Annotated in this window: 19 protein-coding genes and 1 CRISPR repeat array; of the genes, 3 read left to right on the forward strand and 16 right to left on the reverse strand. The window is 31.6% G+C overall.

The annotated features are described in order from the left end of the window. Positions 1–343: 343 nt before the first annotated feature. On the reverse strand, positions 344–1,636 hold the full coding sequence (locus ACTCDL_RS04100) for a glucose-1-phosphate adenylyltransferase (protein ID WP_463174252.1): 1,293 nt from the start codon (positions 1,634–1,636) through the stop codon (positions 344–346). Between the two features lie 506 nt (positions 1,637–2,142). Here ACTCDL_RS04100 and ACTCDL_RS04105 point away from each other — a divergent pair. After that, positions 2,143–3,519, forward strand: a complete 1,377-nt coding sequence (locus ACTCDL_RS04105; protein ID WP_463174253.1) for an MATE family efflux transporter — start codon at positions 2,143–2,145, stop codon at positions 3,517–3,519. Between the two features lie 38 nt (positions 3,520–3,557). On the opposite strand, the gene ACTCDL_RS04110 is transcribed toward ACTCDL_RS04105, so the two are convergent. The 3 genes from ACTCDL_RS04110 to ACTCDL_RS04120 form a co-directional block, all read right to left on the reverse strand. Continuing rightward, a complete protein-coding gene (locus ACTCDL_RS04110) occupies positions 3,558–4,478 on the reverse strand; it encodes a C1 family peptidase (protein ID WP_463174275.1) in 921 nt (306 codons plus the stop codon). 212 nt (positions 4,479–4,690) lie between these two features. Then, a complete protein-coding gene (locus ACTCDL_RS04115; protein WP_463174255.1) occupies positions 4,691–6,844 on the reverse strand; it encodes a cell division protein FtsA in 2,154 nt (717 codons plus the stop codon). A 3-nt stretch (positions 6,845–6,847) separates the two neighbouring features. Next, complete coding sequence (locus ACTCDL_RS04120; RefSeq protein WP_463174256.1) at positions 6,848–7,309, reverse strand: hypothetical protein; 462 nt, start codon at positions 7,307–7,309, stop codon at positions 6,848–6,850. 585 nt (positions 7,310–7,894) lie between these two features. Between ACTCDL_RS04120 and ACTCDL_RS04125 the strand changes: the two genes are divergently transcribed. Further along, entirely contained in the window at positions 7,895–8,719 is an 825-nt protein-coding gene (locus tag ACTCDL_RS04125) for a lysostaphin resistance A-like protein (protein WP_463174258.1), read from the forward strand. Positions 8,720–8,829: 110 nt separating this feature from the next. On the opposite strand, the gene ACTCDL_RS04130 is transcribed toward ACTCDL_RS04125, so the two are convergent. Continuing rightward, positions 8,830–9,693 carry an AraC family transcriptional regulator gene (locus ACTCDL_RS04130; protein WP_463174260.1) on the reverse strand — a complete coding sequence of 288 codons (864 nt, stop codon included), beginning with the start codon at positions 9,691–9,693 and terminating at the stop codon, positions 8,830–8,832. A 223-nt stretch (positions 9,694–9,916) separates the two neighbouring features. Then, positions 9,917–10,450 carry a DUF6155 family protein gene (locus tag ACTCDL_RS04135; protein ID WP_463174261.1) on the reverse strand — a complete coding sequence of 178 codons (534 nt, stop codon included), beginning with the start codon at positions 10,448–10,450 and terminating at the stop codon, positions 9,917–9,919. A gap of 311 nt (positions 10,451–10,761) precedes the next feature. Here ACTCDL_RS04135 and ACTCDL_RS04140 point away from each other — a divergent pair, with 311 nt between their 5' ends. Further along, positions 10,762–11,700: a toxin-antitoxin system YwqK family antitoxin gene (locus ACTCDL_RS04140; RefSeq protein ID WP_463174262.1), complete on the forward strand. Its 939-nt coding sequence runs from the start codon at positions 10,762–10,764 to the stop codon at positions 11,698–11,700. 92 nt (positions 11,701–11,792) lie between these two features. Continuing rightward, a CRISPR array of direct repeats spans positions 11,793–13,364; the repeat unit is 37 nt; unit sequence GTTTCAATCCTTGTTATGTTGGATTGTAGATTATAAC. Between the two features lie 256 nt (positions 13,365–13,620). Here the strand turns inward: ACTCDL_RS04140 and cas4 are convergent. The 10 genes from cas4 to ACTCDL_RS04190 form a co-directional block, all read right to left on the reverse strand. Beyond that, entirely contained in the window at positions 13,621–14,244 is a 624-nt protein-coding gene (gene cas4, locus ACTCDL_RS04145) for a CRISPR-associated protein Cas4 (protein WP_463174276.1), read from the reverse strand. Positions 14,245–14,524: 280 nt separating this feature from the next. Beyond that, positions 14,525–14,815, reverse strand: coding sequence for a CRISPR-associated endonuclease Cas2 (gene cas2, locus ACTCDL_RS04150; protein WP_463174264.1), 291 nt, complete (start codon positions 14,813–14,815; stop codon positions 14,525–14,527). Positions 14,816–14,839: 24 nt separating this feature from the next. Next, positions 14,840–15,814, reverse strand: coding sequence for a CRISPR-associated endonuclease Cas1 (cas1, locus tag ACTCDL_RS04155; protein ID WP_463174265.1), 975 nt, complete (start codon positions 15,812–15,814; stop codon positions 14,840–14,842). Further along, a complete protein-coding gene (locus ACTCDL_RS04160; RefSeq protein ID WP_463174266.1) occupies positions 15,805–16,497 on the reverse strand; it encodes a CRISPR-associated endonuclease Cas6 in 693 nt (230 codons plus the stop codon). Before ACTCDL_RS04160 ends, cas1 begins: the two co-directional genes overlap by 10 nt. Positions 16,498–16,546: 49 nt before the next feature. Next, positions 16,547–19,003, reverse strand: coding sequence for a CRISPR-associated helicase Cas3' (gene cas3, locus ACTCDL_RS04165; RefSeq protein WP_463174267.1), 2,457 nt, complete (start codon positions 19,001–19,003; stop codon positions 16,547–16,549). Between the two features lie 58 nt (positions 19,004–19,061). Next, the gene (cas5b, locus tag ACTCDL_RS04170; protein ID WP_463174268.1) at positions 19,062–19,784 is read right to left on the reverse strand and encodes a type I-B CRISPR-associated protein Cas5b; all 723 of its coding nucleotides are present in this window, start codon (positions 19,782–19,784) and stop codon (positions 19,062–19,064) included. Between the two features lie 179 nt (positions 19,785–19,963). Next, entirely contained in the window at positions 19,964–20,878 is a 915-nt protein-coding gene (gene cas7b, locus ACTCDL_RS04175; protein ID WP_463174270.1) for a type I-B CRISPR-associated protein Cas7/Csh2, read from the reverse strand. Continuing rightward, positions 20,878–22,716: a TIGR02556 family CRISPR-associated protein gene (locus tag ACTCDL_RS04180; protein ID WP_463174271.1), complete on the reverse strand. Its 1,839-nt coding sequence runs from the start codon at positions 22,714–22,716 to the stop codon at positions 20,878–20,880. Before ACTCDL_RS04180 ends, cas7b begins: the two co-directional genes overlap by 1 nt. A gap of 193 nt (positions 22,717–22,909) precedes the next feature. After that, complete coding sequence (locus ACTCDL_RS04185) at positions 22,910–23,167, reverse strand: hypothetical protein (protein ID WP_463174273.1); 258 nt, start codon at positions 23,165–23,167, stop codon at positions 22,910–22,912. Positions 23,168–23,597: 430 nt separating this feature from the next. Then, complete coding sequence (locus tag ACTCDL_RS04190; protein WP_463174274.1) at positions 23,598–24,548, reverse strand: helix-turn-helix transcriptional regulator; 951 nt, start codon at positions 24,546–24,548, stop codon at positions 23,598–23,600. Positions 24,549–25,001 lie beyond the last annotated feature (453 nt).

Raw genomic sequence — 25,001 nt, forward strand, 5'->3', positions numbered from 1 at the left:
ATGTGTATAAGAGACAGGTTATAGAGAGATAATGGGATACTTTCGTGTCAGGAATCTAGAATCTGGAATCAGTGTGTTTTACTGATAACTGGTTGCTGACTCCTGATTCCTAAAAGTATCGCAATATCTCCATTAAGTTTCATTTTGAATTCACACACCTATATTTGAAATGACTCTACATATCATATATACTCTTGAGAATATATTTTATTCATACTTTTTTAATTTTAACATAAATTTCCTTATTTTCCCAGTTGAAATTATGATTATATATAAAGAAGACTACTTTGGAGTAGTCTTCTTTATATATCTGGTCTATTAAATTATCAGTATAGATATTCTATTATCCAGTTTCAACTAGAGAAAGTTCTTTATCCATTAGTGGTTTTATAGTAGTACCACTTGCTATATCTTTTTTATCTCCAAAGTCCTTCTCCTTAATATAAGGTAAGACCCTACAATTACGACCAATCTGAATATTATTTGGAATAACCGCACCTTTGCCGATTACTGTTAATCCTGTTTTATAGAGATTTGGCTTGTCCACATTAACAGTTAAATCATTTCCAAATCCTATATATGACTTCTCTCCTACTACAACCCTTTTGTCTATCACTGAACTAGAGACAATTGAATCTGCTTTAATCCTTGTATCATTAAATATGATTGAATCTCTTACTACTGCACCTTCTTCAATATAGGCTCCAGGTGATATTATCGAATTTTCTACAATACCATTGATAATAGCTCCACTTGAAATCAAACTCTGCTTGGCACTACCTTTTGCTCCAAACTTTGCTGGTGGCTGTTCTGTACTTCTAGTATGGATCTTCCAATTATCATCATAAAGATTCAATTCAGGTACAGGAGCTGCCAAAGAGAGATTAGTTTCCCAGAAAGATTGAATAGTTCCTACATCTCTCCAATATCCTTCAAACTCATAAGAGAAAGTCTTAGAACTTTCAATTATTGGAGGGATAATATGATGTCCAAAATCTGAATTTTCTTGATTACAATGCTCTTCTAACATATTAATCAAGAGATCTGCATTAAATACATAAATCCCCATTGAAGCTAGATTATTTAGTGGTTCTTCTGGTTTTTCTTTAAAATCTAAAATCTCCAAATTATCATTGGCCTCTAAGATTCCAAAACGACTGGCCTCTTCCCAAGAAACCCTTTGGGCAGCAATAGTCAATTCAGCACCCTTTTGGCGATGATAATCTATCATTTGACTATAGTCCATCTTATATACATGATCCCCTGATAAAATCAGTACATATTTAGGATTATTCTTCTTGATATAATTGATATTTTGACAGACTGCATGGGCTGTTCCTTGATACCAACCATACTTCTTATCCCTTCCTGTATAGGGTTGTAAGAGATTAACACCACCTATCTTTCTATCTAAGTCCCAGGGCTTACCTATTCCAATATGGTCATGAAGGGACATAGGAAGATATTGAGTTAACACACCTACATTATAAATTCCTGAGTTTACACAATTACTTAATGCAAAATCAATTAGTCTTAACTTTCCTGCAAAAGGTACACTAGGTTTAGCACGATACTCTGTTAATATATCTAATCGTGTTCCCCTACCACCGGCCAAAATCAATGCTAAAGTTTCCACATTACCACTCCTAATTCAATTTTTATGTCGTTGCTTTGATAAATACACCTTTTATTGTTATCCTAATCTACTCCGATTATTACTATTTTATTAAGATTATCTTAATAAAATAAATCAAATGAATTTCTAGTGATCAAAAGAAACTTTACTAATGGTTTTTCATTAAACACAGATGCTTATCTGCTTTTATATTTACCCGTTATGCTAATTAAATTTCAATGTAGATAATATCTTTTTATTGGTATATTGCGACAGTTTAAGTTTTAGCTACGGGTTTTAACCCGTAGTGTAACATGTCATCATCACCACAGGTTGAAACCTGTGGCTAGTAAATTTATCCTATCAATGTATATCTTCTTTAATAGCAGTCAATATATATAAGAGATAATATAAAGCAAGCAATACAATTGACAGCTAAGCTATGTTATTATATGATATTAGTTGGCTTATCAACTAAAGAGGTAATTTAGTTCTGATTAATTAAGGAATTTAAGGGAGGAATACATATGGAGGAAAGAAAATCAGATCGTTTAGGGACAGAAGCCATAGTCCCATTATTACTTAAATTATCTATCCCCTCAATCTTTGGGATGTTAATCCAAGCATTATATAATGTGGTAGATAGTATCTATATAGGTAGAGTGAGTACAGAAGCCTTATCAGCACTATCATTATCATTCCCAATCCAGATGGTGTTAATAGCTATTGCTGTTGGTACTGGAGTAGGTACAAGCTCTTTGATATCTAGATTATTAGGTGAAAAGAAGGAGCATCGTGCCAGTAATGTAGCTGAACATGTTATCTTTGTTACAATTGGCTATGGGATTTTAATTGCTTTAGTAGGAATCTTCTTTACTAAAGAGATCTTTACTATTTTTACTCAAGATCCTGTACTGCTTGAATTGGGTGTAGAGTATACTAGAATTATTTTCATTGGTTCTATAGCAATGTTTTTTCCTATGATAGCTAATAATATTCTACGTGGAGAAGGAAACACTATTATGCCAATGGTTACGCTACTCATTGGTGCTATCTTAAATATTATTTTAGACCCTTTCTTTATCTTTGGAATAGGAATTTTTCCTGAATTAGGTGTAGCAGGAGCAGCCTATGCAACAGTATTATCAAGGATAATCAGTGGCCTATTTATATTATTTATCTTATTTAGTGATAAAAACCAAATCAAATTAAAATTAGAAGAGTTTAAATTTGACCCAAGTATTATCAAAGGGATTTATCAAGTTGGTTTTCCAGCAATGATTATGCAACTATTAGCAAGTATAATGATCGCTGGAGTTAATATGATCGTGGGAGGCTATAATCTAACAGCAATTGCTGTTATGGGAGTTTACTTTAGGTTACAGTCCTTTGTCTTTATGCCAGTCTTTGGTTTAAATCAAGGATTTATGCCGATAGTAGGATATAATTATGGTCATAATAAACCTGAAAGAATGAAGAAGACAATTAAATATTCTATCTTAATAGCTTTCTCCTTTACTACAGCAGGTCTGATAGTATTTCAATTATTTCCTAAAGAGTTGCTACTATTATTCAATAAGGATCAGCAATTATTAAATATTGGAGAGGTAGCCTTAAGAAGAATCAGCCTAGCCTTTCCTATTATTGGACCTGCCATTATCGGCTCAACTACCTTTCAAGCTATTGGAAAGGGATTTCCTAGTCTGTTACTTTCATTTTTAAGACAGATGATACTACTCTTACCGATTATGTATCTATTAGGAGCATCATTTGGCTTAGATACACTCTGGTTTGCCTTCCCAATCTCTGAGTTAATAGCAAGTATTTTGATGATATTCTGGTTAAGGTCTACTTTAAAAAATGTCTTTAGTAAGATGAGAAAGCAATCCCTAAACAAAAAGTAGTAGGCTAATTAGCCTACTACTTTTTGTTTGAAAAACAATTATAAACCAAATTTACCTGTGTCAATCCATTCCATACTGATTAATGACCAAAAATCTAAAGCTAAACGTTTATTGACATACTCATAAGGTAGCCATCCATAACCCCCATCTCCCCAATCTGGTCCCCAAGAATTACGAATCAAAAGTGCTCCTGTGGTTGTCTTATCACAAATAAAATTCTTAATACATTTATTATCATCATAACCTACTGCAGCAACAGCATGTCCCCATTTGGCTTGCTCTCCTTGACAAGGAAAAGGAATTTCACCTTTAACTTCTGATTGAGAAAAAGAAGGAAAACCAAAAAATCCAAACATTGAAGGAACTCCAGCTGCAAGAAACCTTTTAACACTTGCCAGTACTTTATCTGTGGAGATATTACTTCCTAAAGAATCATGACTAAAGTATTTGAGTGCTTCATAATTGTCCGCCAATGAATATAAAAAACTAGTAGGTTCTTCATCAAAATCAGGACTTTTATCTGTATAAGGCCAATACTTTTCAGGCGGAACCCCACAAAGTACCAAAGCCCCCATAGTATCTCGTAACCAAGCTCCAGTATCTCCAGTGACTTTCATTAAATTCCGAGTGGCCTTATAAACAAATAACCTAGATCCTTCAAGGTGCTTATCAAAAGCTCTTTTTTGAAAGTATTCGACAATGCCTACTGCAGCATGAGCTGTACAAGAACCCAACCGTCCTTGATTCTCAACTTCTGAGCACCATAGCCGTAAATCCACTGTAGAGGGTAATGAGGTTGTATCTTCAATATCTGTTGTTAATCCTAATTTCTCTACCATTGTAGAAATTTCCGGATGCTTTACTGTATAATCGACCCCTATATTCGGTAAAGGAGGTAACCATCCAGTACCTAGCTTTTGTGTTTTTTCTTGAATATTAAAAAAATCAATATCAAAAATGTTATTCTTTTCTTCTAGTGGGATCCACCCTGTTCCAACTTTCCTTTTAGATTCAGATATATCCACTTTTTCATAACCTGTGTACAATTATTTCAGCTCCTTAGTTAAATAATTTTTCAAACTATTATTAAAATATCTAGCGGTTATGAAAATTATACATTATTTCTATTTTTGATTGTTAAATTTGAAAAATTTCTTCTTTAGGAGCTTCATTATTCTTTATCAAAATAAATATTAACCTGATCACCATCACTTAGAGGTTCTATAAGTTGTGCCTTCTTACCATTTCTTTCGATAATCAATTTACCACCTAAAGATGTTGGAATCTTGTAATTGATGTAATCTAATAACTGATTCAATCTGATTCCTCCACTTTGATATTCAATCACATCTCCAGTATTAATTAAATCATCTAATTGGGCAGGCTTGTTATTTTTGAGCAGTTTATAATCTTTAGCTGGAACAATTATTGGCTTATCATTAAAGACAATATTAAGATTAGCTAGGGTAACATCTTCTTCTAATACATCCTCTATCTTCAACCTCTTCTCATTATTTTCAGTAAAAGTGAGTTCATCACCATCATCTATCTCCATATCCAAAGTTGCTACTTGACCATTCAACGTTAAGCTATAGCTCTGATATCTATGCTCCCGTTCTTCATCATTGAATATATAGGTAATCTTTCTCTTCTTTAACTGGTCTACAGAGATATCCATAACATCCTGCAATACATCTCCTACAGTCTGGATAATAGTATACTCAATTTTATCACCATCAGCTAATTTACTATTTAAGCTAGCCCGCTTCCCATTTTTATAATAAATCCCTTCTAGAATCTGCTTATCACCATTGATTGATATTTCCCTTATTGGTAAGTCAGGAACTACATCAGCTATTCTACCCTCTCCTGCTCTACCCCTATCACCTAACTGAACTTCTAAGGAATCTCCCTGCTTAATCTTACTATCAATACTACCTTCCTCTCCATTGATAAAGACCTTTCCAGAACTTCCCATAGTACCAGGTATCATCTTCAGATTACCATTGACCTCTACTCCTAACGCCAACCCAGGAGTAGCCTTTAAGGCTTTAATATCAAGTTCTGCTGCCAATAAGGCATCAGAGACCTTAGGTTCTGTTAGGGTAAATAAATGTAAAGGATCTTTATTTAGCTCAATATCAATAAAGTTGGCCCGACTCTTATTAACCTTGCAACTCATGGCAATTCCAAAAGGTGTAATAGACTGTGTTCCCGAAATACCTTCAATCTTACCAGTCACACCTTGAATCTCTTTACCATCTTTGATTCCCACACGATTAATCGGTAGCTCTAGCTGTTGGGCTAACTTCTCTTTTAATAAGGGAGTTAAACTACCGCCACCGATACAGATTACAGCCTGGGGAGCTCTAGTATTTAGCTTTAAAATTGCTTGTGCTATCAATTCAGCCAATTTATCAATTTTAGGCTCTATCATCTTAATAATGTTTGCAGTAGAGATAGCTACAGTCTGATCTAAAATATCTTTCATCTCTACTTCATCTTGATCTGTCAACTCACGTTTAATTCTTTCCGCAGTATGATAATCTACCATATAATTTTCACAGATAGCTTCAGTTATCTCATCACCAGCTACAGGCACCATATCATAGCCAATAATGGCCCCATCTCTAGTAATAGCAATATCAGAAGTACCTGCTCCAATATCCACTAAGGCTAGATTGAAGTTATACATCTGCTGTGGAACGATAATATTAGTAGCAGCTATCGGCTCTAAGGTCAGATGATCTACCTCTAAATCAGCTTGTCTAATTACCGTTAATAGGGAATCAACTACTATCCTTGGCAGAAAGGTAGCAATTAAATCAACCTCAATAACCTTTCCACTCTGACTGATTAGACTACCTACCTTAATTCCATCGAGCTTGCTTTGTAATAAGGTATATCCAACAAAGTGATAACCACTTGCTTTATCCCTATCTTTACCTGCTGCCAACCTCTTTTGGGCATCCTGTACAGCAGCAAATTCCAGCATCTTAACATCATCTGCATCAACCTCTTTTTTATTCTTAAATTCTATTTTATGGTGTCCTGTCAAAGTCTTTAAAGCACGACCTGCTGCTGCAATCCCTACTTTCTTTAGTTTAATATTGGTCTTCTCCTCAAGCCTTTTTTTGATCTCTTTTACTTGAGTAGCTACATCTGTTACATTATGAATTTGCCCATCTAGCATCGATCTACTTTTATGTTCAATGACTTCAGACGCTATTAACTCCAAACTATTGTCTGTTCCTTCAAGTACCGCTCCTACTACTGTTCGCGTCCCTATATCTAAAGCAAAAACTACATCCTCTCTCATCTCCATAGACTAGTCCTCCTTATCCTTCTTGAACTCATAATAAATAATCAACTTGGGGGTGATAGCAAAATAATTACCCTCATATTTAAAGTCCTTAACCTTATATCTTAGCTTCCATTTCTGTTTAGGAGTTTCTCCATTAAAACTATTGCTACTAGCATAACTACCAATCAAATTCTTATTTAATAAGACCTTTTTACCTTTTTGATTGTAAAGATAGAGCTTTAATCCATTATAACGCTGATTACTTAAACTACTAAAATAATCCCATTTAACTTTAATTCCAGTAATAACAGCTTTAGCAGGAAGATCATAATCTGATAAATCCCAATACCCTGCTGTTGACCAATTTTGAGAATAATGTACTACCAAATTAGCAGGTTTAGAATTACCAGCATTTAAGCTACCACTAGCAAAAGCCGAGGTATTTATCAACAATAGCATAAGTATTATTAAAAAATATTTCTTCATCTTATCAACTCCACATCTATTTAGAATTATATAAACTAAGCTAAAATTTAATCTTAAACCTAGAATCAAACTTCATTATCATCGACTATTAGAAATCATTTGTTCTATTAAACACAATTACAACTATATATTTATTTAAACCTTTCTTGCCAATCTCCTGCTTAGTTCCCTTAGATTATCCTTTAATCGACATAGAATTACTCTATCAGTAGACTTTTTATTACTTAATAGAGATAGTGGGACACTTTGTGTCGAGTGTGAGCTATGAGTGTGAGTATGTGTAAAACTTCTTTTTATTGGGTTTTACTCACACTCACACACCCACTCACGCTAATTTTAAAAATGTCTCAATATACCCATATAACGTCACACTTAATTTCTTAACCAAAAACAAAAACTGCTTCTTTCAGGGAGAGTAAAATTTGTGTTAATTTACTGCTAATCTTTAGCTTTTGACTTTTAGTCTTTTATTTTACTTTAGATTTGAACACCTATATAACTAACCTTTTGCATCTTCATTTTAAATATATTATAATTATAATATATTTAAAATACAAATAATCCCAAAACAGGAGTGTGGATTTAATGGATAAAAAAGATTCTGAACCAAAAGTCTTCGACTTATTATTGCTATTTTTAGTATTTATTTTCTTTCAATACATTACAATAACTATTTTAAACCTTCTCTTAGTTCCCTTTGAATTAACACAGGAGAAGATTAATTCAATCTATGCTGTGTTAATTCCACCTATCTCTTTTGGATCAATCTTATACTTTGGCTTTAAAAGGAGTAAACTAAGACTTAACGGACTCTTTACTAACACAAATTTATCTTCTCTTAAAATTATAGCATTATTTATATTAGCCATCTCTTTTAATATTATCTTATCAGAGCTAAATAATATTCTACAAAGCTTTTATCCATTATCAGAAAGCTTAGTTAAAGCCATCAATAAGCAACTCTTTAATAATTCACTGTCAATGGCTGGTTTATATAGTCTGTCGACAGTAATTACTGTTATCTTAGAAGAGATATTCTTTAGAGGAATTATCTTAAAGACTCTATTAAAGAGATATTCTGTAAGTATTGCTATAATTTCAACCTCATTATTTGCTCTATTATTCTCATTTGATCTTCAACATATTATCAGCCTATTTACCTTAGAGTTATTATTAGGCTGGCTTTATGTTAGGACAGGCTCTTTAATTGATACTATACTAGGCAGATTCTTCTATCAGAGTATTACCCTAATAGCAATTTATCTATTACCCTATAAAATAAGAGGCTTTAATAGTAAAATAACCAGTGTAGCTACCTTTCAACCCTTCTGGTTTAATCTCTTGGGGGTAATCTTATTGGTATTAGGAGTATTAATCTTATATATTGAATTTAACAGGTCGAAAAATTGATAAAGTTGATGGGATTCATCTAATGACTGGAAATTGGGAGGATATAGCTTTAGAAATTTTGAAGGAATAATTCAAAAGGTCTCAGCCTAAACTGAGACCTTCTAGCAAGACTATTTTTTTATAATTGGAATCCATACTTCAGTTTTATAATCAGCATCATCTGGGTTACCTGGATAGTAGACCTCTAATTCTGGAGTACCTGCATGTTCATAACCAGTGGAAGGAAACCATTCAGCAAAAATTCGTTTCCACACTTCCTGAATAGCATCAGGCATGGGACCAATAGATTCAAAGACTGCCCAAGTCGAAGCTGGAATTTCTCGTTCGACTATATCAAGCTCTAGCTTATCCTTAGGTTTTTCAATTGCTACCATATAAGTAAACTCATCTTTTTGACCATCACAGTCCACACCACATACTCCCATAACACCTAAGTCACCCATCTTCTCTGTTAATTGATCATAAAAACCACTACTACAACATTCATCCCAAAATTCAGGAATAGCTTTAAAGTTCTCCCCATCTACGGTAGAAACTCTAATAGCCTTGCCAACAATTTTAAATGCCTCTCTTTCAATGACCTTATAGTTCATTCTTTCAGCTCCCTTTAATTGTATTTGAAAGAAAAAGCGTGGATATGCTTTTAAAGTTACCCCACTATCCCTTACCTGTGAAGGATTTATCCCATGTAACCTTTTAAAGGCCTTGGAGAATGATTCAGGTGTAGAATAGCCATATTTCAAGGCCACATCAATTACTTTACTATCTAATGTAGCTAGTTCTTGAGCCGCTAAGGTCAATCTCCTCTTGCGAAGGTATTCAGCTATCGTTACATCTGTTAATATATGAAACATTCTCTGAAAATGAAATTTGGATAGACAAGCCACCTTGGCTACCTGCTCAATATCTATCTCTTCACATAGATTCTCTTCTAAATAATCTAGACTATCATTCATTCTTTGTAAGCATTCCATTCTTTCTCTCCCCTTTACAATAAGAATAACATTAATCATCTAGTCTTTCCTGTCATTATGTGCTTTTTGCAGACAGATTCTACTTAATACAGAGTTAACTATAGTGACTTATATAATTAACTCTATACTAAAATATCCCTTGCTAAAGTTAATATTTTTTCTCCTTAGAAAGGAAAAAGCTACAGGAGTTAACCCTATAGCTCTGTAGATATAGAAAAAATCATTATTCATTGAAATAAGTATAATATATATCCATCATAGAATCGGCAAATCCCCATCCTATACCTGAAGAATTATCCATAGCTTTTTTACATCTCTTCCTAAATTGCTTCTCTAAATCATTCTTTACTATGTACTCTAATGTATTCTCAAACATCTTCTCTATATTAATATAAAATCGCTCACTGATATCTCCATAAGTATTAGTAAACTTCACACCCTGCTCTACATAGGTCAACATTAGCTCAGCAATATACTCTGCTTTGTCACTAATCTTCTTAAAATCTGAGATAGCCTTCTTCATCACAGAATATCTTAACTTACCATCACCTCTAGTTGGAAAGAACTCATCTATAATCACCTTGCGATAATCCTCTAAAACCTCTTCTAAATATTCAGGCTTAAGCTTTGCTAAATAGTACTCTTTAACATCAGGAAAGGTTTTAAACAACTCCACCAGCTCATTAGTTATCTCTTTATCATCTAATGTCTTTAAATAATCTCTTAATTCTTTGACTTTTATCTTGGTCTTAGCCATAATATCTCCCTCCATATAAGCTAATATATATAAATTATATAGATATACCCTTAGCTTGTCTAGTAATTTCAGATCTTAATAAGCCCTGATCTAGCCTAAAAATATATTACCTCATGTAAACAATCTTAATTCTTGTTATATCTAAAAGAAGATTCTTTATATAATTATACTCTTTGACATTGAGCAATTAATAGTATATACTACAGATAATGTGAAGTCTATGTAAAAGACATGTTAATAATCAAGAATAAATTTTATTTATTAGAAATTATATACTTTTTAATATTATCTAAAATGAGGAGGTAAATTCTATGAAAGAGATTAATACAAAATATGGGCTGTTAACAGGTATTACTTCCTGTGAAACTTATCCTGATGGAAAGATAAAGTCATGTAGATTAAATAAATACAATCTAATAGAAACACCTTATGGTCCCTTAGTTCCACAATATGAAGACTCTGAGGCTAGACGAAAATATAAAGAATCTATCTCATTTTATCCAAGTGGTGGGATAAAGAGCATCTCTTTAAACCAAGCAACAGAAATCGAACTAAAGAATGATATTTATAGTGCTGAGCGTGTTCTATTTTATGAAAGCGGAGAGATCAGATGTATCTTCCCTTTGGATGGAAAGGTTACAGGATACTGGACTGAGGAGAATGAGTATGAACTGGCAGAGAGTCTACCCTTTGATTTAAAATGTGGGAAGTTAAATAATAAGGTCATCAATACCCGCTTTTATAAAAATGGAGCCATTAAGAGTATCACCCTCTGGCCACAAGAAAGAGCAAAAATCAATGCTTTAGACCAAGAACTAGAAATACATGTAGGCTTATCACTATATCATGATGGCTCCCTAGAGTCCTGTGAACCAAGTAAGCCAACACCAATTCCAACTCCTATTGGAACTATTATGACTTATGACTGTGAGTCTCTGGGAATGAATGGAGATGTCAATTCCCTAAAATTTTACCAATCTGAAAAACTTAAATCTCTAAAGACATCAACTGATATCATAGAAATCACCGATAAAGAGGGTAATACCAGCATAATTGAACCTGGCTCTAAAACTCACCCTTTCAATAATGAGATTAAGATGACTGTACCAGTTACCATTGAATTTGAAGACGATTCTGTCAGCTTTACTGTCTTTGAAGAAGAGAGTTATCAAATTTCAGACCATAAGTTCACTATCAAAAATTCTGAAGCAATGATAAAGAGTCAATGTGCAAGCTGTATAGAACTTTAAGAAGCAGTAAAGATTAATATATTCTTTTTCTTTGAAGATAACTGCAATAAGAGAAGTCTCTAGTTAATAACTAGGGGCTTCTCTATTTTTTATTTTCAATCCTTGTTATGTTGGATTGTAGATTATAACTAAATCTATGTCCTTTCTTTCTGTACCAGCTTGAAAGTTTCAATCCTTGTTATGTTGGATTGTAGATTATAACATTAACATAGAACTAGTAACTGTCGATGCATCAACGTTTCAATCCTTGTTATGTTGGATTGTAGATTATAACAAAAAACTATTTACATCAGCAACTTATTCTGTTATAAGTTTCAATCCTTGTTATGTTGGATTGTAGATTATAACAAAATGACGAGGTACCTCCTGAAGAAAGAGAAGTGTTTCAATCCTTGTTATGTTGGATTGTAGATTATAACTCAAATTTAGCATTCAAAGAATCTAATTTAATGTTGTTTCAATCCTTGTTATGTTGGATTGTAGATTATAACAGAAGATATCCTGCAAGAAGAGGGTATATTCACCAAGTTTCAATCCTTGTTATGTTGGATTGTAGATTATAACCACATACATCAACTTCTATAATTTCTGATATTTCCTGTTTCAATCCTTGTTATGTTGGATTGTAGATTATAACAAGCCAAATCAGGATTCAAACTCCATTTTGGATTCACGTTTCAATCCTTGTTATGTTGGATTGTAGATTATAACCAAATAGTTCCCACTTGGTATTAGCTTCATTGAATTTAGTTTCAATCCTTGTTATGTTGGATTGTAGATTATAACAATGTTTGACTAAAATGACAAAAGTTGAAAAGTAAGGTTTCAATCCTTGTTATGTTGGATTGTAGATTATAACTGGATTGACTAGCCTTCAATGCTATATTTTGTGCATTGTTTCAATCCTTGTTATGTTGGATTGTAGATTATAACACTTTAATAAATTAAGGTGGTGTAATTTTGAGCCTTGGTTTCAATCCTTGTTATGTTGGATTGTAGATTATAACAGAAGAAGGTCAATCTATATCAGCTCAAATTAAACAATGTTTCAATCCTTGTTATGTTGGATTGTAGATTATAACTGCAACCAGGACTACCTAAGATGAGAGTGGTGAATGATGTTTCAATCCTTGTTATGTTGGATTGTAGATTATAACTGGTTAAATGACTTATATTGATTTGATTGACAAATGTTTCAATCCTTGTTATGTTGGATTGTAGATTATAACTTGGACATGAAGTACTTAGTAAAGAAGAAGAGGTGTTTCAATCCTTGTTATGTTGGATTGTAGATTATAACTAATCAAACTAACAGACTTTTGTTAACTCCATACTCTGTTTCAATCCTTGTTATGTTGGATTGTAGATTATAACTACAACTATGACTATCAACATCCCCAAGAATGATGAGTTTCAATCCTTGTTATGTTGGATTGTAGATTATAACAAATACGCCAGAACAATTTATAGCAAAGGTTAGTGGTTTCAATCCTTGTTATGTTGGATTGTAGATTATAACATATGGTCTGAAAAACACTCAGCTACAAACCCTTCAGTTTCAATCCTTGTTATGTTGGATTGTAGATTATAACTAGTGCTAGAACTAAAATTAATAGTTATAGTAGGAGTTTCAATCCTTGTTATGTTGGATTGTAGATTATAACCCGTTTTTTGTTGACTTTCCTATTCTAGCAAGGGTTCATCGGAGTTGGCTGATACAACAAATCGCCCATTTTAGCCTGTATATTCATACATCTAGCTACTTTTTAGACAAAATGCCGTTAAACCACACTCCTATCTATCCCTTGTAAATACTGGATTTGTCAAGGATCGTATATTCATACTTCAATAATTTTGAGAGATTCTCAGTACTTACTTTCCATTATTATACATGATTTTGCCTTTATATTCAAGGAAGATTTATTTAACACAAATATTACGATAACAACAATCTCTGCATCTTCTTTTATAAGAAGTAGCTATTGGATAATAGCCTTTATCAATTATATTTATAATATCTTCTAAGATAAGCTTAACCTTAGTAAAATCTTCTTCATTTATAATTACCTCCTCTAATCTGCTTTTACTTCTAGTATAAACTAAATAAGCTTTATTAACATCAGTATTATAATTATCCTTTATCAACATACTATACATAATTGCCTGATATTTATAAGTTTTAAAGATTTTATCTTTGTATTTAGCAAATTTATAATCTAAAGGAGCAGCAGTACCATCTTCCAAAAATAAAATCTCATCAACAATTCCATGAATTTGATATTTCTTAGAACTTAATTTCTGCTCTATCAACTTCTTTTTAACCCCTAGCTTCTTTCTTAAATATTCCTGATTAGTCTTGCTCTTCTTCTCATGAATTTTCCTACCCAATTGAACCTTATACCTATTCTCTTCTTTTTGAGGGATCTTCAAATAAAGCATAAAATAGATAAATCGAGGACAATACATATATTCAATCACTTCTGATGGAGTAATACTGATTTGATTTTCTATTATTAATCCCCCTTTTTGATATATATTATTAATATTTTTGGCTCTTCAATGAGTTTTGTGAAACTACTATATTTAAATTATTTCAAACATTTTTTGCAACGAATCTCTCGAATTAACGCCAATTTAGATCAAAAAATTTTAAATCTTTAATCTAATCCTTTAATCTTTAATTCGTGCAATTAGCATTAATTCGTTGCCACTAATATTAGTTTTTAGTATTTTGAACTTCAATTTCTATTTTTTTATAAATAATGTTACCTTTAATCACCAAATTTGTTATTGAACCATATTTTTGATTCTCCATTCTCAACTATTATAAAAACATAGTCTTAATCTCATCATTAGCCATAGCTTTATCAAAAGCCTGTCCCAACAATTCTATCTTTTTAAAATCTTCTTGGCACATAGGGAACATATAGACTGAATCTTCTTCAATATCAATTAGCTCTTCTGAATAGATTAATAATTCATCAGCCACACTCTCTTCTACATTACCTAGGAAAACAGATTTTTGTACTCTAGCCAAACCTAATTCAATTGCTTTGTCAGATATCTTTCTTCTCGGCTTATCTTCAGAAATATCATAAACAAACCAGGTTAGCATCCTATCACCTCTAAACTCAATTTTTTACTCTTCAATCAATCGGTTAGCTATCTTATGTAAATCAGCTTGAATAGTATCATTAATTTTAATATTTCTTCCATCATAACGAATACCACTATCAAAATACTCATTTAACTCTTGAATTAAGATTTTCTTACCATCCTCATTTAAAGTCAATCCCCCATGAATTTCATCAAAGTAAGATTTTCTAACACTTTTTGTACTAAATAACTTAACTACAATTCTATCTATGTAATGGCGATAGGGTTCTATTACATCAAAGACAAAGGATTTTTTATTATAACCATCAGTGTGCAAAATACCAACATATGGATCTAGCCCAGCAATGATACAGGCTTTTTCTACTTTGGAATAGAGAATGCCATAACCATAATTTAATAAACAGTTAAATTCATCCTTAGCAGGTCGATGACTTCTTCCAGAAAAGCTGTACCTTTCTGGCATAATATAGCTCAATCCTTTAAAATATAACTTCCCAGCATTCCCCTCATATCCCATCAGGCGATTTCTAATATCATCGACCCTGCCAGTTAGCTTCTTTAACTTAACTTTTAACTTCTCAATATCTTTAACTAAACCTTTCAGATAATTCTTCTTATCTGTACTCCTTCTTAATGCTAAGTCAGTTAGATGCTCAATACAATTATTAATCTTTTGCAGAATTAATTCTTTAACCAGTTGAGTTCCCTCATCACTATCAGATATTTCTAATTGCTTTCTTCTAATATAAGTAGTACTTCCTAACTTAGAATGCCAGACCTTACCTAAAGAGCTACCATACTTATCTAAAAATTGAATTTCAATATTATTCTCCAAGGCTAACTTAATCGCATCACTACTAACAGCAGCTCCTGTAGTAATCAAAATTGAATCTACCTTTTTAGTTGAGATTTTACTCTTCTTACCCTCTGCTTTTATTTCAAAACAGCCTTTATCTTGATGTAAATAGCTTCCATAAGTATTTATTACTAATTGCATTTTATCACCTCTGCAACCATTCCAAAACCTCTTGCTGTAGACTTGCCCAATCCAATATAATCTGGCAAAGAAAGATTAGAATAAAATTCACCTACAAATCCCAACATCTTCTGATTTTTAAACTGTATATCAATAGCTTTTAACTGAGGAACTACTATTATCTCATCCTCTATCCACCAATCCACACCTTTAGCAAAGGTTAAGATATTTCCAATTAAGATTCTCTTCAAAAATTCTAACTGCTTACCCTCACTGCTATCTCTAACTAGCTTAAGATATTTCCTGTGATTCTTCTGATTTAACCCCAGCCAGGGTGATAATAATTTATATTTAAATTTAAGACCTTGATCTTTAGAGCTAACCTCTAAACTTTCATCAATTACTTCTAATCTGCTTTCTGGCTGTGTATATTCTTTATCTGCTAACTTTAATTTATCTATATCAAGAAAATTATTAATTACAAGTTTAGCCCCCTGCTCTAAAGCAATTACACTAGGCTTACCTTCAATAATTTTATATTGAATCAAGGGATAGGCATATCTATACTCTCCATCTTCTTTGTGATTATGGAATAAAACATCCTTAAATTTATTGGCAAAAAATCCCCTTAGTTTATGGCCATACCTTAATGACAAATCCTCTTCTATATTAAATGTTAGAATGGCTTTTTTGATCTGTGGCATGATTAACGCTCCTTTTTATCCTTGTTTTAATGGAAATTTTAATTCTTAATTAAAAATGTATATCGACTTGGCTATTATCTCTAATAAATCCAGTATCACTATTATAAACACTATTAACCTGATTAGAATCAATTAAATTAAAGGTCTTATCTAACTGCTCTTCTTCTAATTGCTCTATAGCTACCTGTTTAGGAATAGTAATCACATAACTTAAAAACTCTCTTTTTATCTTTTCAAATTGAGCTTTACGCCTACTATAATCCTCTAAACTATTAATCTCCATTTGATTGATTTTTCTATACTTCTCCCATACACTTTTAGCATCTGCATTTAATTCAATGAATAAATTAACACTTTCAAAGTCCTGTCCAATTAATTCAAAAACTTCTTTCCCTTCCTCATCACGCCAAAAAGCCTTCTCATACTTTAACCCCTTAATCTTCTTCAATAAATCCAGAGAACTATCATTGCTCTTAATATCATCAACTTCTAAAAAATAATCACTATTTATTCTAAAGAAATCCCTCTCTTCTACTAGATCTGATAAACTAGCTAATAACTTGTCTGTAGTTCTCAGTAAGGTTTGATCATAGACATAGCTAGCATAAGCTTTATTATTATGATTTTCATTGACCAATTTAACTATAGTAACTACCCCTTTTTTATCAGGGTCAAAGTTCCGATTACATCTTCCACAGGTCTGGTTAATGGAATCTAAAGGAGCAAAATCTCGATATACTCTATCTAAATCAATATCAACCCCAGCTTCTACCATTTGAGTAGATACAATAATTTGCCGTTTATCAGAGTTTCCAATCCTAGCTATCCGTTCTCTTCTCTCTTTAGGAACAATATTAGTAGCTAAATAGATACTCTCTCCTCCAAGCCATCCCTCCGCTAAGGCTTCACTAATATAATCATAAACTGCAATTGAAGTCTTAATTGTATTTAAGATAATCAAAAAATTCTTATCCTCATACTCCACCAATTCATCAGCAATAAATTCCTTAAATTCTTCCAAACTCTTTTCTACTCTAAACTCTGATAAATCGAGTTTAATCCTATCGAAGAATTTAAAATAATCTTTCTTACTACAAGCTAGTTCCTTGATCTCATTTCTTCTTTCACTATAAATCAAAGGCATAGTAGCAGTAATAAAGATAAAATAACAATCTAGCTTATCAGCAATCTCCTTAAGTATTACTTTAGTTAATTGCCAGTATTTGTGGGGAATACTCTGCACTTCATCTAACAGAATAATTGAATTAGAGATATTATAAAATTTCAATAAACTACGATTCTGGTTAGCAAAAATACTATGTAACAATTGCACAAAGGTAGTTACTATAATCTCAGAATTCCAACTCTCAATTAAATGCTTCGATACATCATACTCTTCATCTTCATAATCCTCTTCTCGAGTATAACTTTTAGGAGTCAAATAATGGTGCTTAATAATCAATGAACTATCAACCTCTGCTCCTGTCTTTTCAAAGACATCAGTAAACACCTCATAATTTTGGTCAATAATTGAGGTAAAAGGGAGAGTGTAAATCAATCTGTGACTTTGCCCAACCTTCTTTCTTAATCTCAATCCAGCCGCTAAAGAACTCAAGGTCTTTCCAGTTCCTGTTGGCACATTGATGGATAAAATTCTATCTTCTAAATCACTCTTTTCTACCTGTTCTATTATCTCATTATAAATTTGGTTTCTCTTCTGATCCATCTTGGTCTCAGGCTGATTCCAACCTTTAATTTGCTTATATCTATCAACAGCCTTGGGGTCAATTTCTCTTCTACTTAAAATCAAATCTTCTAACCTATTATAACTTAACCCCTTACTATAAAAGATAGCTTCTGCTTTATCTGAAGAGATAAGAATAGAATATACTAAATTAGCAATCAAATAATTTTCTACTGAAGTCAAATGTAATTTCCTTACTTTTTTTCTAAATTTATAATTATCTATCTTATCTTTAAAGTCACTAAATTCAAGCTCCCTAATATCAATCTCTAAATCAATTAAATCCAATATCCCCTGTAACCCTTCCAAATTAGTGGCTTTAAATTGCTCCTCTAACAACTCCCAACCCTCATTACTAATCATCACCATCTCTTTAAAATCCTTTAAATTGCCATGATGACGATAAACCACTATCATGCCTAGTAAAGTTAATAAATTATTATCAATCAATTCATCTAAAATATAATAAGTAAATATCGCCGATAATAAGCTATGATTACTCTTATTCTTCCCTTGTTTAGTCAGTTCTTGATACTCTGCACAATCTGTCAACCCTTTACTGGACAAGTGTAATTTTCTTTGAAAATAATTATTAGCTTTTCCAAAATCATGGGTCAACAATACTATCTCAGTCATCAATCTAATCTCATCCAACTTATCAAAATTTAATCTCTTGCCATCAAATTTAGCCATTCCCAACCGATAGACATTAAACAGATGATCACTCAATAACTTGTCTGGATGAGAATATAATTCTCCCATTATCATTCCTCCTCTCGATTAATTACTAATAATCGGGGAAATATTTATCCTTATTTAATCATAATAAAACAATATTTTCTCCCGTCTCCACTTTATAATAGTTTTTAGGTCTTGCCTTAATACTCTTGCCATTACTCTCAAACACAACCTGTCCATAATCAATTACTTCTCGATCTGATTTCATCTCTAAGGCTACTTTATCGCTAAAATACTCTCTATCTGCTTGACTAAAATCTATATCTCCCTTAGTTAAATAATCTTCATCTACTCTTAGTACTGTCACTAACTCTTCCCACTCTTGATTATTAATTATTTTTTCACAATTGTATTCACCAACAAACTCAAAATTGGCTAAGTTCTCACTTAATCCTAAAGAAATCGAATAAACACTCTTATGACCCTGTAAATAGTCTTTTAACTTGCTATAAACATCAGTATTTTGATGGGTGAAATAGATTCTATACTTTACATCTTTAAGAAATTCAGTCCTAATTTGAGTTCGATTATCTATTCTAGACATCATTTTCGCTGTTTTAGTATTGATTAAATTCAAGTTAATTCTTGTCTTCTTAATTGGCTCTTTAATTCTAATCCCTATTCTACACTCTCCCTTTTGAAAATAATTTAGATAATCCTTCTTATCCAAGCCTAAGATAGCTCCTATGGTTCCATAGAGAGTAGTCTTGGGAGGAATAGAAAAACTAAGTGGAGAAGTAGTTGTATAATATTTTTTAAAATGAGCATAATCAGCCCAAATATCAAATACCAATAATTTATCCATCTTAAAAACTCCTTTCTATTTCCGCCACAGAATAAATCCTGTGGCTAATAACAAAATACTAAGCATAAGATTTATTCTATAACAAGTAATATAACAATAAATTATTCTTTGTTTTATTGAAATCTTAAGCCACAGTGTTTTAACCTGTGGCAGCTTTATCAATTCAATAATTACTTTAATTACAACTCAATCTTTTTAAATTTATCTAACTCTTCTAAACTCACACTTTCTCCATTATTAACAAACTCCACCCTTGGATTAACTAAGTATTCAATACTAGCTATCTTATTTGCATTAACTTCTAGCACCTTAAGTAAATCTGTCAAATCAAGCTTATAATCTCTGACATCTCTAATCTCTTCTTCTCTCTTTTCACTAATCAATTTAATATACTCTTTTAATTCACCAATAAAGAAGTTCTCTTCACTATAAGTCACTTTTAATAACAAGCGAGGAGTCTGTCCTACCTTACTACGAGTTATTAAGTTCTTAGTTCCCTTCCACATACCTTCAAGTAATAACTTAATATCATCTTCAGTCAAGTTTGTCTCTTGAGCTGCATTCTCATTAATAATCCCATAAAATCCAATTAAAGAATAAGGAAGAACATACTCTTCTCTAAAGGTTTTCTTACTCTTTCCAGAACCAGAAGCAAAAGCACCTGTTCCCTTAATATACTTGACTTCTACAGGATGCAAAGAACGTCCCATCTGAAATTGTACTGGACCTGTATATGTAATCGAATCACCTGATAAAGGGATTACTCCACCAAATAATCTAACGTCAATGCAACTTTTTAATACTTTATCTGAATCTTCTTCAAAATCCTTGGCTCTACTCTTACCATCTTGAATACTTCCGTCATTTTCTTTTATCTCTCTGACAAAAATATCTTTATCACCTTCGCCATTATAACCTTTATAATCATATAAATAATCTCTAACTGTCCTCTTAAACCTTACATCAGTAACAAGATTAATTCCTGTCTCTTCATCAATTCTTGGTTTATTAGCATCCAAAGGATCTCCATTTGGATTAGCATCCTTAATATCATATAGAAATACTAACTCACTTCTCTTCTCTACAGTACTCATTACTCATCATCCCCCTTGTTCTTATTAGCAAATTGAAACTTATTTGCCTGATTCATTCCAGTCACAAAATAAAATGATAACTCATTATTAGATATATCAGCAAAGTTACTTGCTAAAATATAATCAGCAATCATCTCTTCTAACTGTTTATAATAATTCTTATCATACTCTTCTAACTTATTGATAATTTCACTATATAGCCTTTTAACAATCTTCTCATTCAATTTCAAACCATTTAACCTTGCTCTAAATGGAGTAGCTCCATCCCTCTCCTTAGCTTGAATATTAAGTAGCTTTTGAGCTAATACCCCTTCTAAAAATACCATTCTTTTTACATTAGAATCTAAAATATCACTATGGTCTTCTAAGAATAACTCTATCTTTTCTCGATAACTACTTTGAGTAGTTGACACTCTTATCTCCTCCTCTCCAGAGTCATTTAATAACTCTAATTTTTTTAAAAATTTGAGTATCATTAATGCCTTCAAATTATCATACCATGTTGATTCATCATTTCTGAACTTCTCCTGCAAATGACTTATAAACCTATTAATTAATAGACTGTAATCGATCTGTTGAGCAGTAAAAATATTATTAGTAATCTCTAAAAACTGTTTAGTAAAATCTGCTTTATTTCTCTGATTGACATAGAAAAAATCAGAAATCAAATTAAATTTAAAGGATAAATCAAAAACACCTTCCTTACCTTTCAATTTTTTAAAAAGTTCTTCATCCTCTACTTTTCCTTTAACATCAAATATCTTTTTGATATAAGAAGGTAAGACATCTTCTATATATAATAAGATTCTAAAGGCACTATTCTGTTCTTCATAAAACATTAAATTAAAGTTAGCATAGTTATCAAAATCACCCATCACTTCAAAAATATCATTTTGAGCATTGGTTAAAGCCTTCCTATTATCCTCTTCTAAGGACATCTTTCTTCTAGATTCTAAATGCTCTAATATATCAAACATCTCTTCTCTATCATCACCATCACTGGCAAAGATAGTTTTAGGGATAATAAAATAATCAACCCCACAAAATCTAGCAGATAAGTTTTGCTCTAAATATTTTTTCCCTAAATCCAAAGTCTTGGCACATTTAGAACAGACAGGATAGTTCTTCCAAGCATCTCCCCGATTAAAACCTCCACTAGCAAAACCTGGTTTATCAAGGGTATAAAAAGCAAAAGTTCCTACATAGCCATAAGTCTCTTGAGCTTTTTGAGAGCAGATATAACAGACATTATCCTTACCAATTGATTTCTTCTCAGCCTTTAAATAAGAACTTTTATAATAAAACTTCTTTTCATATTTCTCCATTAATGACTTGGTGAATTCCTCAAAATCACCTACATATTTTAATTCTTCTGCTGTATCTCTAAAAGCAATAGTTAAAACGGCATTATCATCATACTCTACTGTTTGTAACTCGCCATATATTTTTTGACTAACTTCTTCATCTTGAAAGAGATTATTGATAGCCAAAATAACCTCTTCTATCTCAGTTTTCCCTTTTAATTTTTTGCATAGCTTCTTTAATGGTCTTTGAATCCGTTTAAAAGTCTTCTCTAAATCCGTTATCTTAGAAGTAGGAGTCAAATCTCCACCACGGGGACTTCCTTTCTTATAGGCATACTTGTCCAACTTCTGCTTACTAAACTCTTCAACTCTAACCTCATCAAATATCATTTCTCCATCTTCTTCTTTAAAGACAATAACTAAGACTGTCTTATACTTTCCATTAGAATCAGGGTTCTCTACTAACTGAGCTAATAAACTTTCATTTGATTTCTCTTGAGCATAATCCCCCATCATCTTCAAAGCATGAATCAACTTTACCACCTCCCATAATCATAATTTTGATAAAAAACTCTTTACTTTATTATTCTTTATAAAGAAATAATTACCTCTAATTGTAACAACTAATAAAATTTCTAAGAGTGTTATTGGACATATCCTAATTATAACACGTTTTGTGGCACTATATTTGTCACAATTTTTTATTGTTGAATAACTGATTCTATAGTTATTTAAGAAAGGATATTACATTCAAAATTTTCATTGATCTTTCTTTACCAAGGTAACCAAAAAAACTAGCAAATCCCAATAATATAGTCTCATTATTCTTAATAATAAAACCACATATGATCAAAGACATAACAACACCTAAAAAAACATCAACTAATAAATTTTTCAATTTTTCACTTCTAATTTCTTTTATTTGTGTCACTTGTCTCATTGATACACCAATAAATGAAAAAGCAATTAAATTAAACCAATGCATTTAACTCCTCCTTTTTTATAAAATTAAAAAATTTATCGACAAATATTTTATTGAAACATATTCCTTAAAAATTATACAGAGTAAAAAATAAAACTTGTTTCATAAATTGAATACTATAAATATTCTCTATTACCTCTATCTTTGCATTCTTATGTAACTATTAGTCTGTTTGAATCTAAACCAATAAAAACATCTTGGTAATTTTATAATAACATTCTATTAATAATATGTCAAAAAATTATTGTAACATTTTCCTTAAAAGTTTCAAAAATAATGTGAGTTAAAAATGCAATCCTTGTTTTAATGGAAAATAAAACTCACATTTATTGAAACATTTTCCTGTTTCAATCCTTATTATTATGGAATTTATAATGATTTAATCTTTTGAATTATAATTATACTATAATTCCATTTAAAAATCAAAAAATTTTTAAACTTTTTCTAAAATTTCCTGAGCCACTTTCTTAACTTTATCCTTCAGCTCTATTGGTTCAATCACTTTCACACTACTGCCCATACTCAAGACCCAGTTGCTTAAATCCTCTAAGCCAGTCATTTCTGCTTCAAATAAAATAGAATTATCTTCTTGAAAGGTTATCTGCTGATCTTCAAACCAGATTCTTTCACTGACCTTAATTGACATGGGATAATCAATCTCTAATTTCACTCTAAATTTCTTCTTATCATAAATAATGCCAACACAACTCTTTAGATTCTCTAAATAATCTTTTAGGGAAAACTCTTTAGGCTTGATAAACTCTTCATCTAAGACTTCTAAACTCTTGATTCGGGATAATTTAAATTGCCTGACTTCATCCCTTAATTGGCAATAAGCAATCAGATACCAGAACCCTTGATAGATATAGATTATATATGGATGAACAACTCTATTCTTAAGTCCAGAGCTTAAAGAGAAATAATCTAACTCGATCTTCTTAGACTTACTTCTTGCCTCTTGAATCTGAATATATTTCCCCTTCTCTTGCTCTACATTAACATTAGGGACAGATTCAAAGATTAAATCAATCGTACTATTATTAAGATCTGACTCTAGACTGGATTTAATTTTGTCAAGAATTAACTGATACTCCTTAAGAAAGATAAAGCTTTCTTGGCTTAAATAATTCTCAGCCTCCTTCAATACAGAAAACTCCTCTTCATCAATCCCTAAATTTAAGATAGTATTATCTCTACTCAAATAATATCCTCCATATCTACCTGTAATAGAGTCTATATAGATATCCAACTGCTCAAAATCATCTTTATATTTTCTAACCATCCTCTTCTTAACTCCTAATTCCTTAGCTAATTCCTCAGCCTGCATCTTTCCTCTTGACCTTAACAGCATCAACATATGTAACATATTGACAGCTTTCCCCATAGTTCACCTCCCAGCTTCAAAAATTGATTATATTACCTTTAATTCATTATAATTGTATTTCAATCCTCTTTTAACAGATAAATTATATCAAAAAATTAAAAAAACAGGATATTATTCCTGCTCAACATTTAATGAATTATGGATATTGATATTAACAAAAAGACAGTAGACAAGTGGGGAATTGAAGCTCAAGTGTTTCAATCCTTGTTTTAGTGGATTATTGATATCAACGAGGACTAAGCATTGTTATTGTGATTGGTAGAAAATTGTTTCAATCCTTATTTTAGTGGATTATTGATATCAACATCAGCTACATAAAAGTTATACCCTTGCTGTATTACGTTTCAATCCTTATTTTAGTGGATTATTGATATTAACTATATATAGGAGTGAGTTAAATGGAAACTGCTGAAATGTTTCAATCCTTATTTTCTGTCTCTTATACACATCTCC

It is taken from the genome of Orenia sp. (assembly GCF_055140805.1).

What these genes read in the sequence shown, in the direction of transcription:
- ACTCDL_RS04105 (WP_463174253.1), top strand. Translation starts at nt 2,143, where the DNA reads ATGGAGGAAAGAAAATCAGATCGTTTAGGGACAGAAGCCATAGTCCCA.
- ACTCDL_RS04115 (WP_463174255.1), bottom strand. Translation starts at nt 6,844, where the DNA reads ATGGAGATGAGAGAGGATGTAGTTTTTGCTTTAGATATAGGGACGCGA.
- ACTCDL_RS04120 (WP_463174256.1), bottom strand. Translation starts at nt 7,309, where the DNA reads ATGAAGAAATATTTTTTAATAATACTTATGCTATTGTTGATAAATACC.
- ACTCDL_RS04125 (WP_463174258.1), top strand. Translation starts at nt 7,895, where the DNA reads ATGGATAAAAAAGATTCTGAACCAAAAGTCTTCGACTTATTATTGCTA.
- ACTCDL_RS04130 (WP_463174260.1), bottom strand. Translation starts at nt 9,693, where the DNA reads ATGGAATGCTTACAAAGAATGAATGATAGTCTAGATTATTTAGAAGAG.
- ACTCDL_RS04135 (WP_463174261.1), bottom strand. Translation starts at nt 10,450, where the DNA reads ATGGCTAAGACCAAGATAAAAGTCAAAGAATTAAGAGATTATTTAAAG.
- ACTCDL_RS04140 (WP_463174262.1), top strand. Translation starts at nt 10,762, where the DNA reads ATGAAAGAGATTAATACAAAATATGGGCTGTTAACAGGTATTACTTCC.
- cas2 (WP_463174264.1), bottom strand. Translation starts at nt 14,815, where the DNA reads ATGCTAACCTGGTTTGTTTATGATATTTCTGAAGATAAGCCGAGAAGA.
- cas1 (WP_463174265.1), bottom strand. Translation starts at nt 15,814, where the DNA reads ATGCAATTAGTAATAAATACTTATGGAAGCTATTTACATCAAGATAAA.
- ACTCDL_RS04160 (WP_463174266.1), bottom strand. Translation starts at nt 16,497, where the DNA reads ATGCCACAGATCAAAAAAGCCATTCTAACATTTAATATAGAAGAGGAT.
- cas3 (WP_463174267.1), bottom strand. Translation starts at nt 19,003, where the DNA reads ATGGGAGAATTATATTCTCATCCAGACAAGTTATTGAGTGATCATCTG.
- cas5b (WP_463174268.1), bottom strand. Translation starts at nt 19,784, where the DNA reads ATGGATAAATTATTGGTATTTGATATTTGGGCTGATTATGCTCATTTT.
- cas7b (WP_463174270.1), bottom strand. Translation starts at nt 20,878, where the DNA reads ATGAGTACTGTAGAGAAGAGAAGTGAGTTAGTATTTCTATATGATATT.
- ACTCDL_RS04185 (WP_463174273.1), bottom strand. Translation starts at nt 23,167, where the DNA reads ATGCATTGGTTTAATTTAATTGCTTTTTCATTTATTGGTGTATCAATG.
- ACTCDL_RS04190 (WP_463174274.1), bottom strand. Translation starts at nt 24,548, where the DNA reads ATGGGGAAAGCTGTCAATATGTTACATATGTTGATGCTGTTAAGGTCA.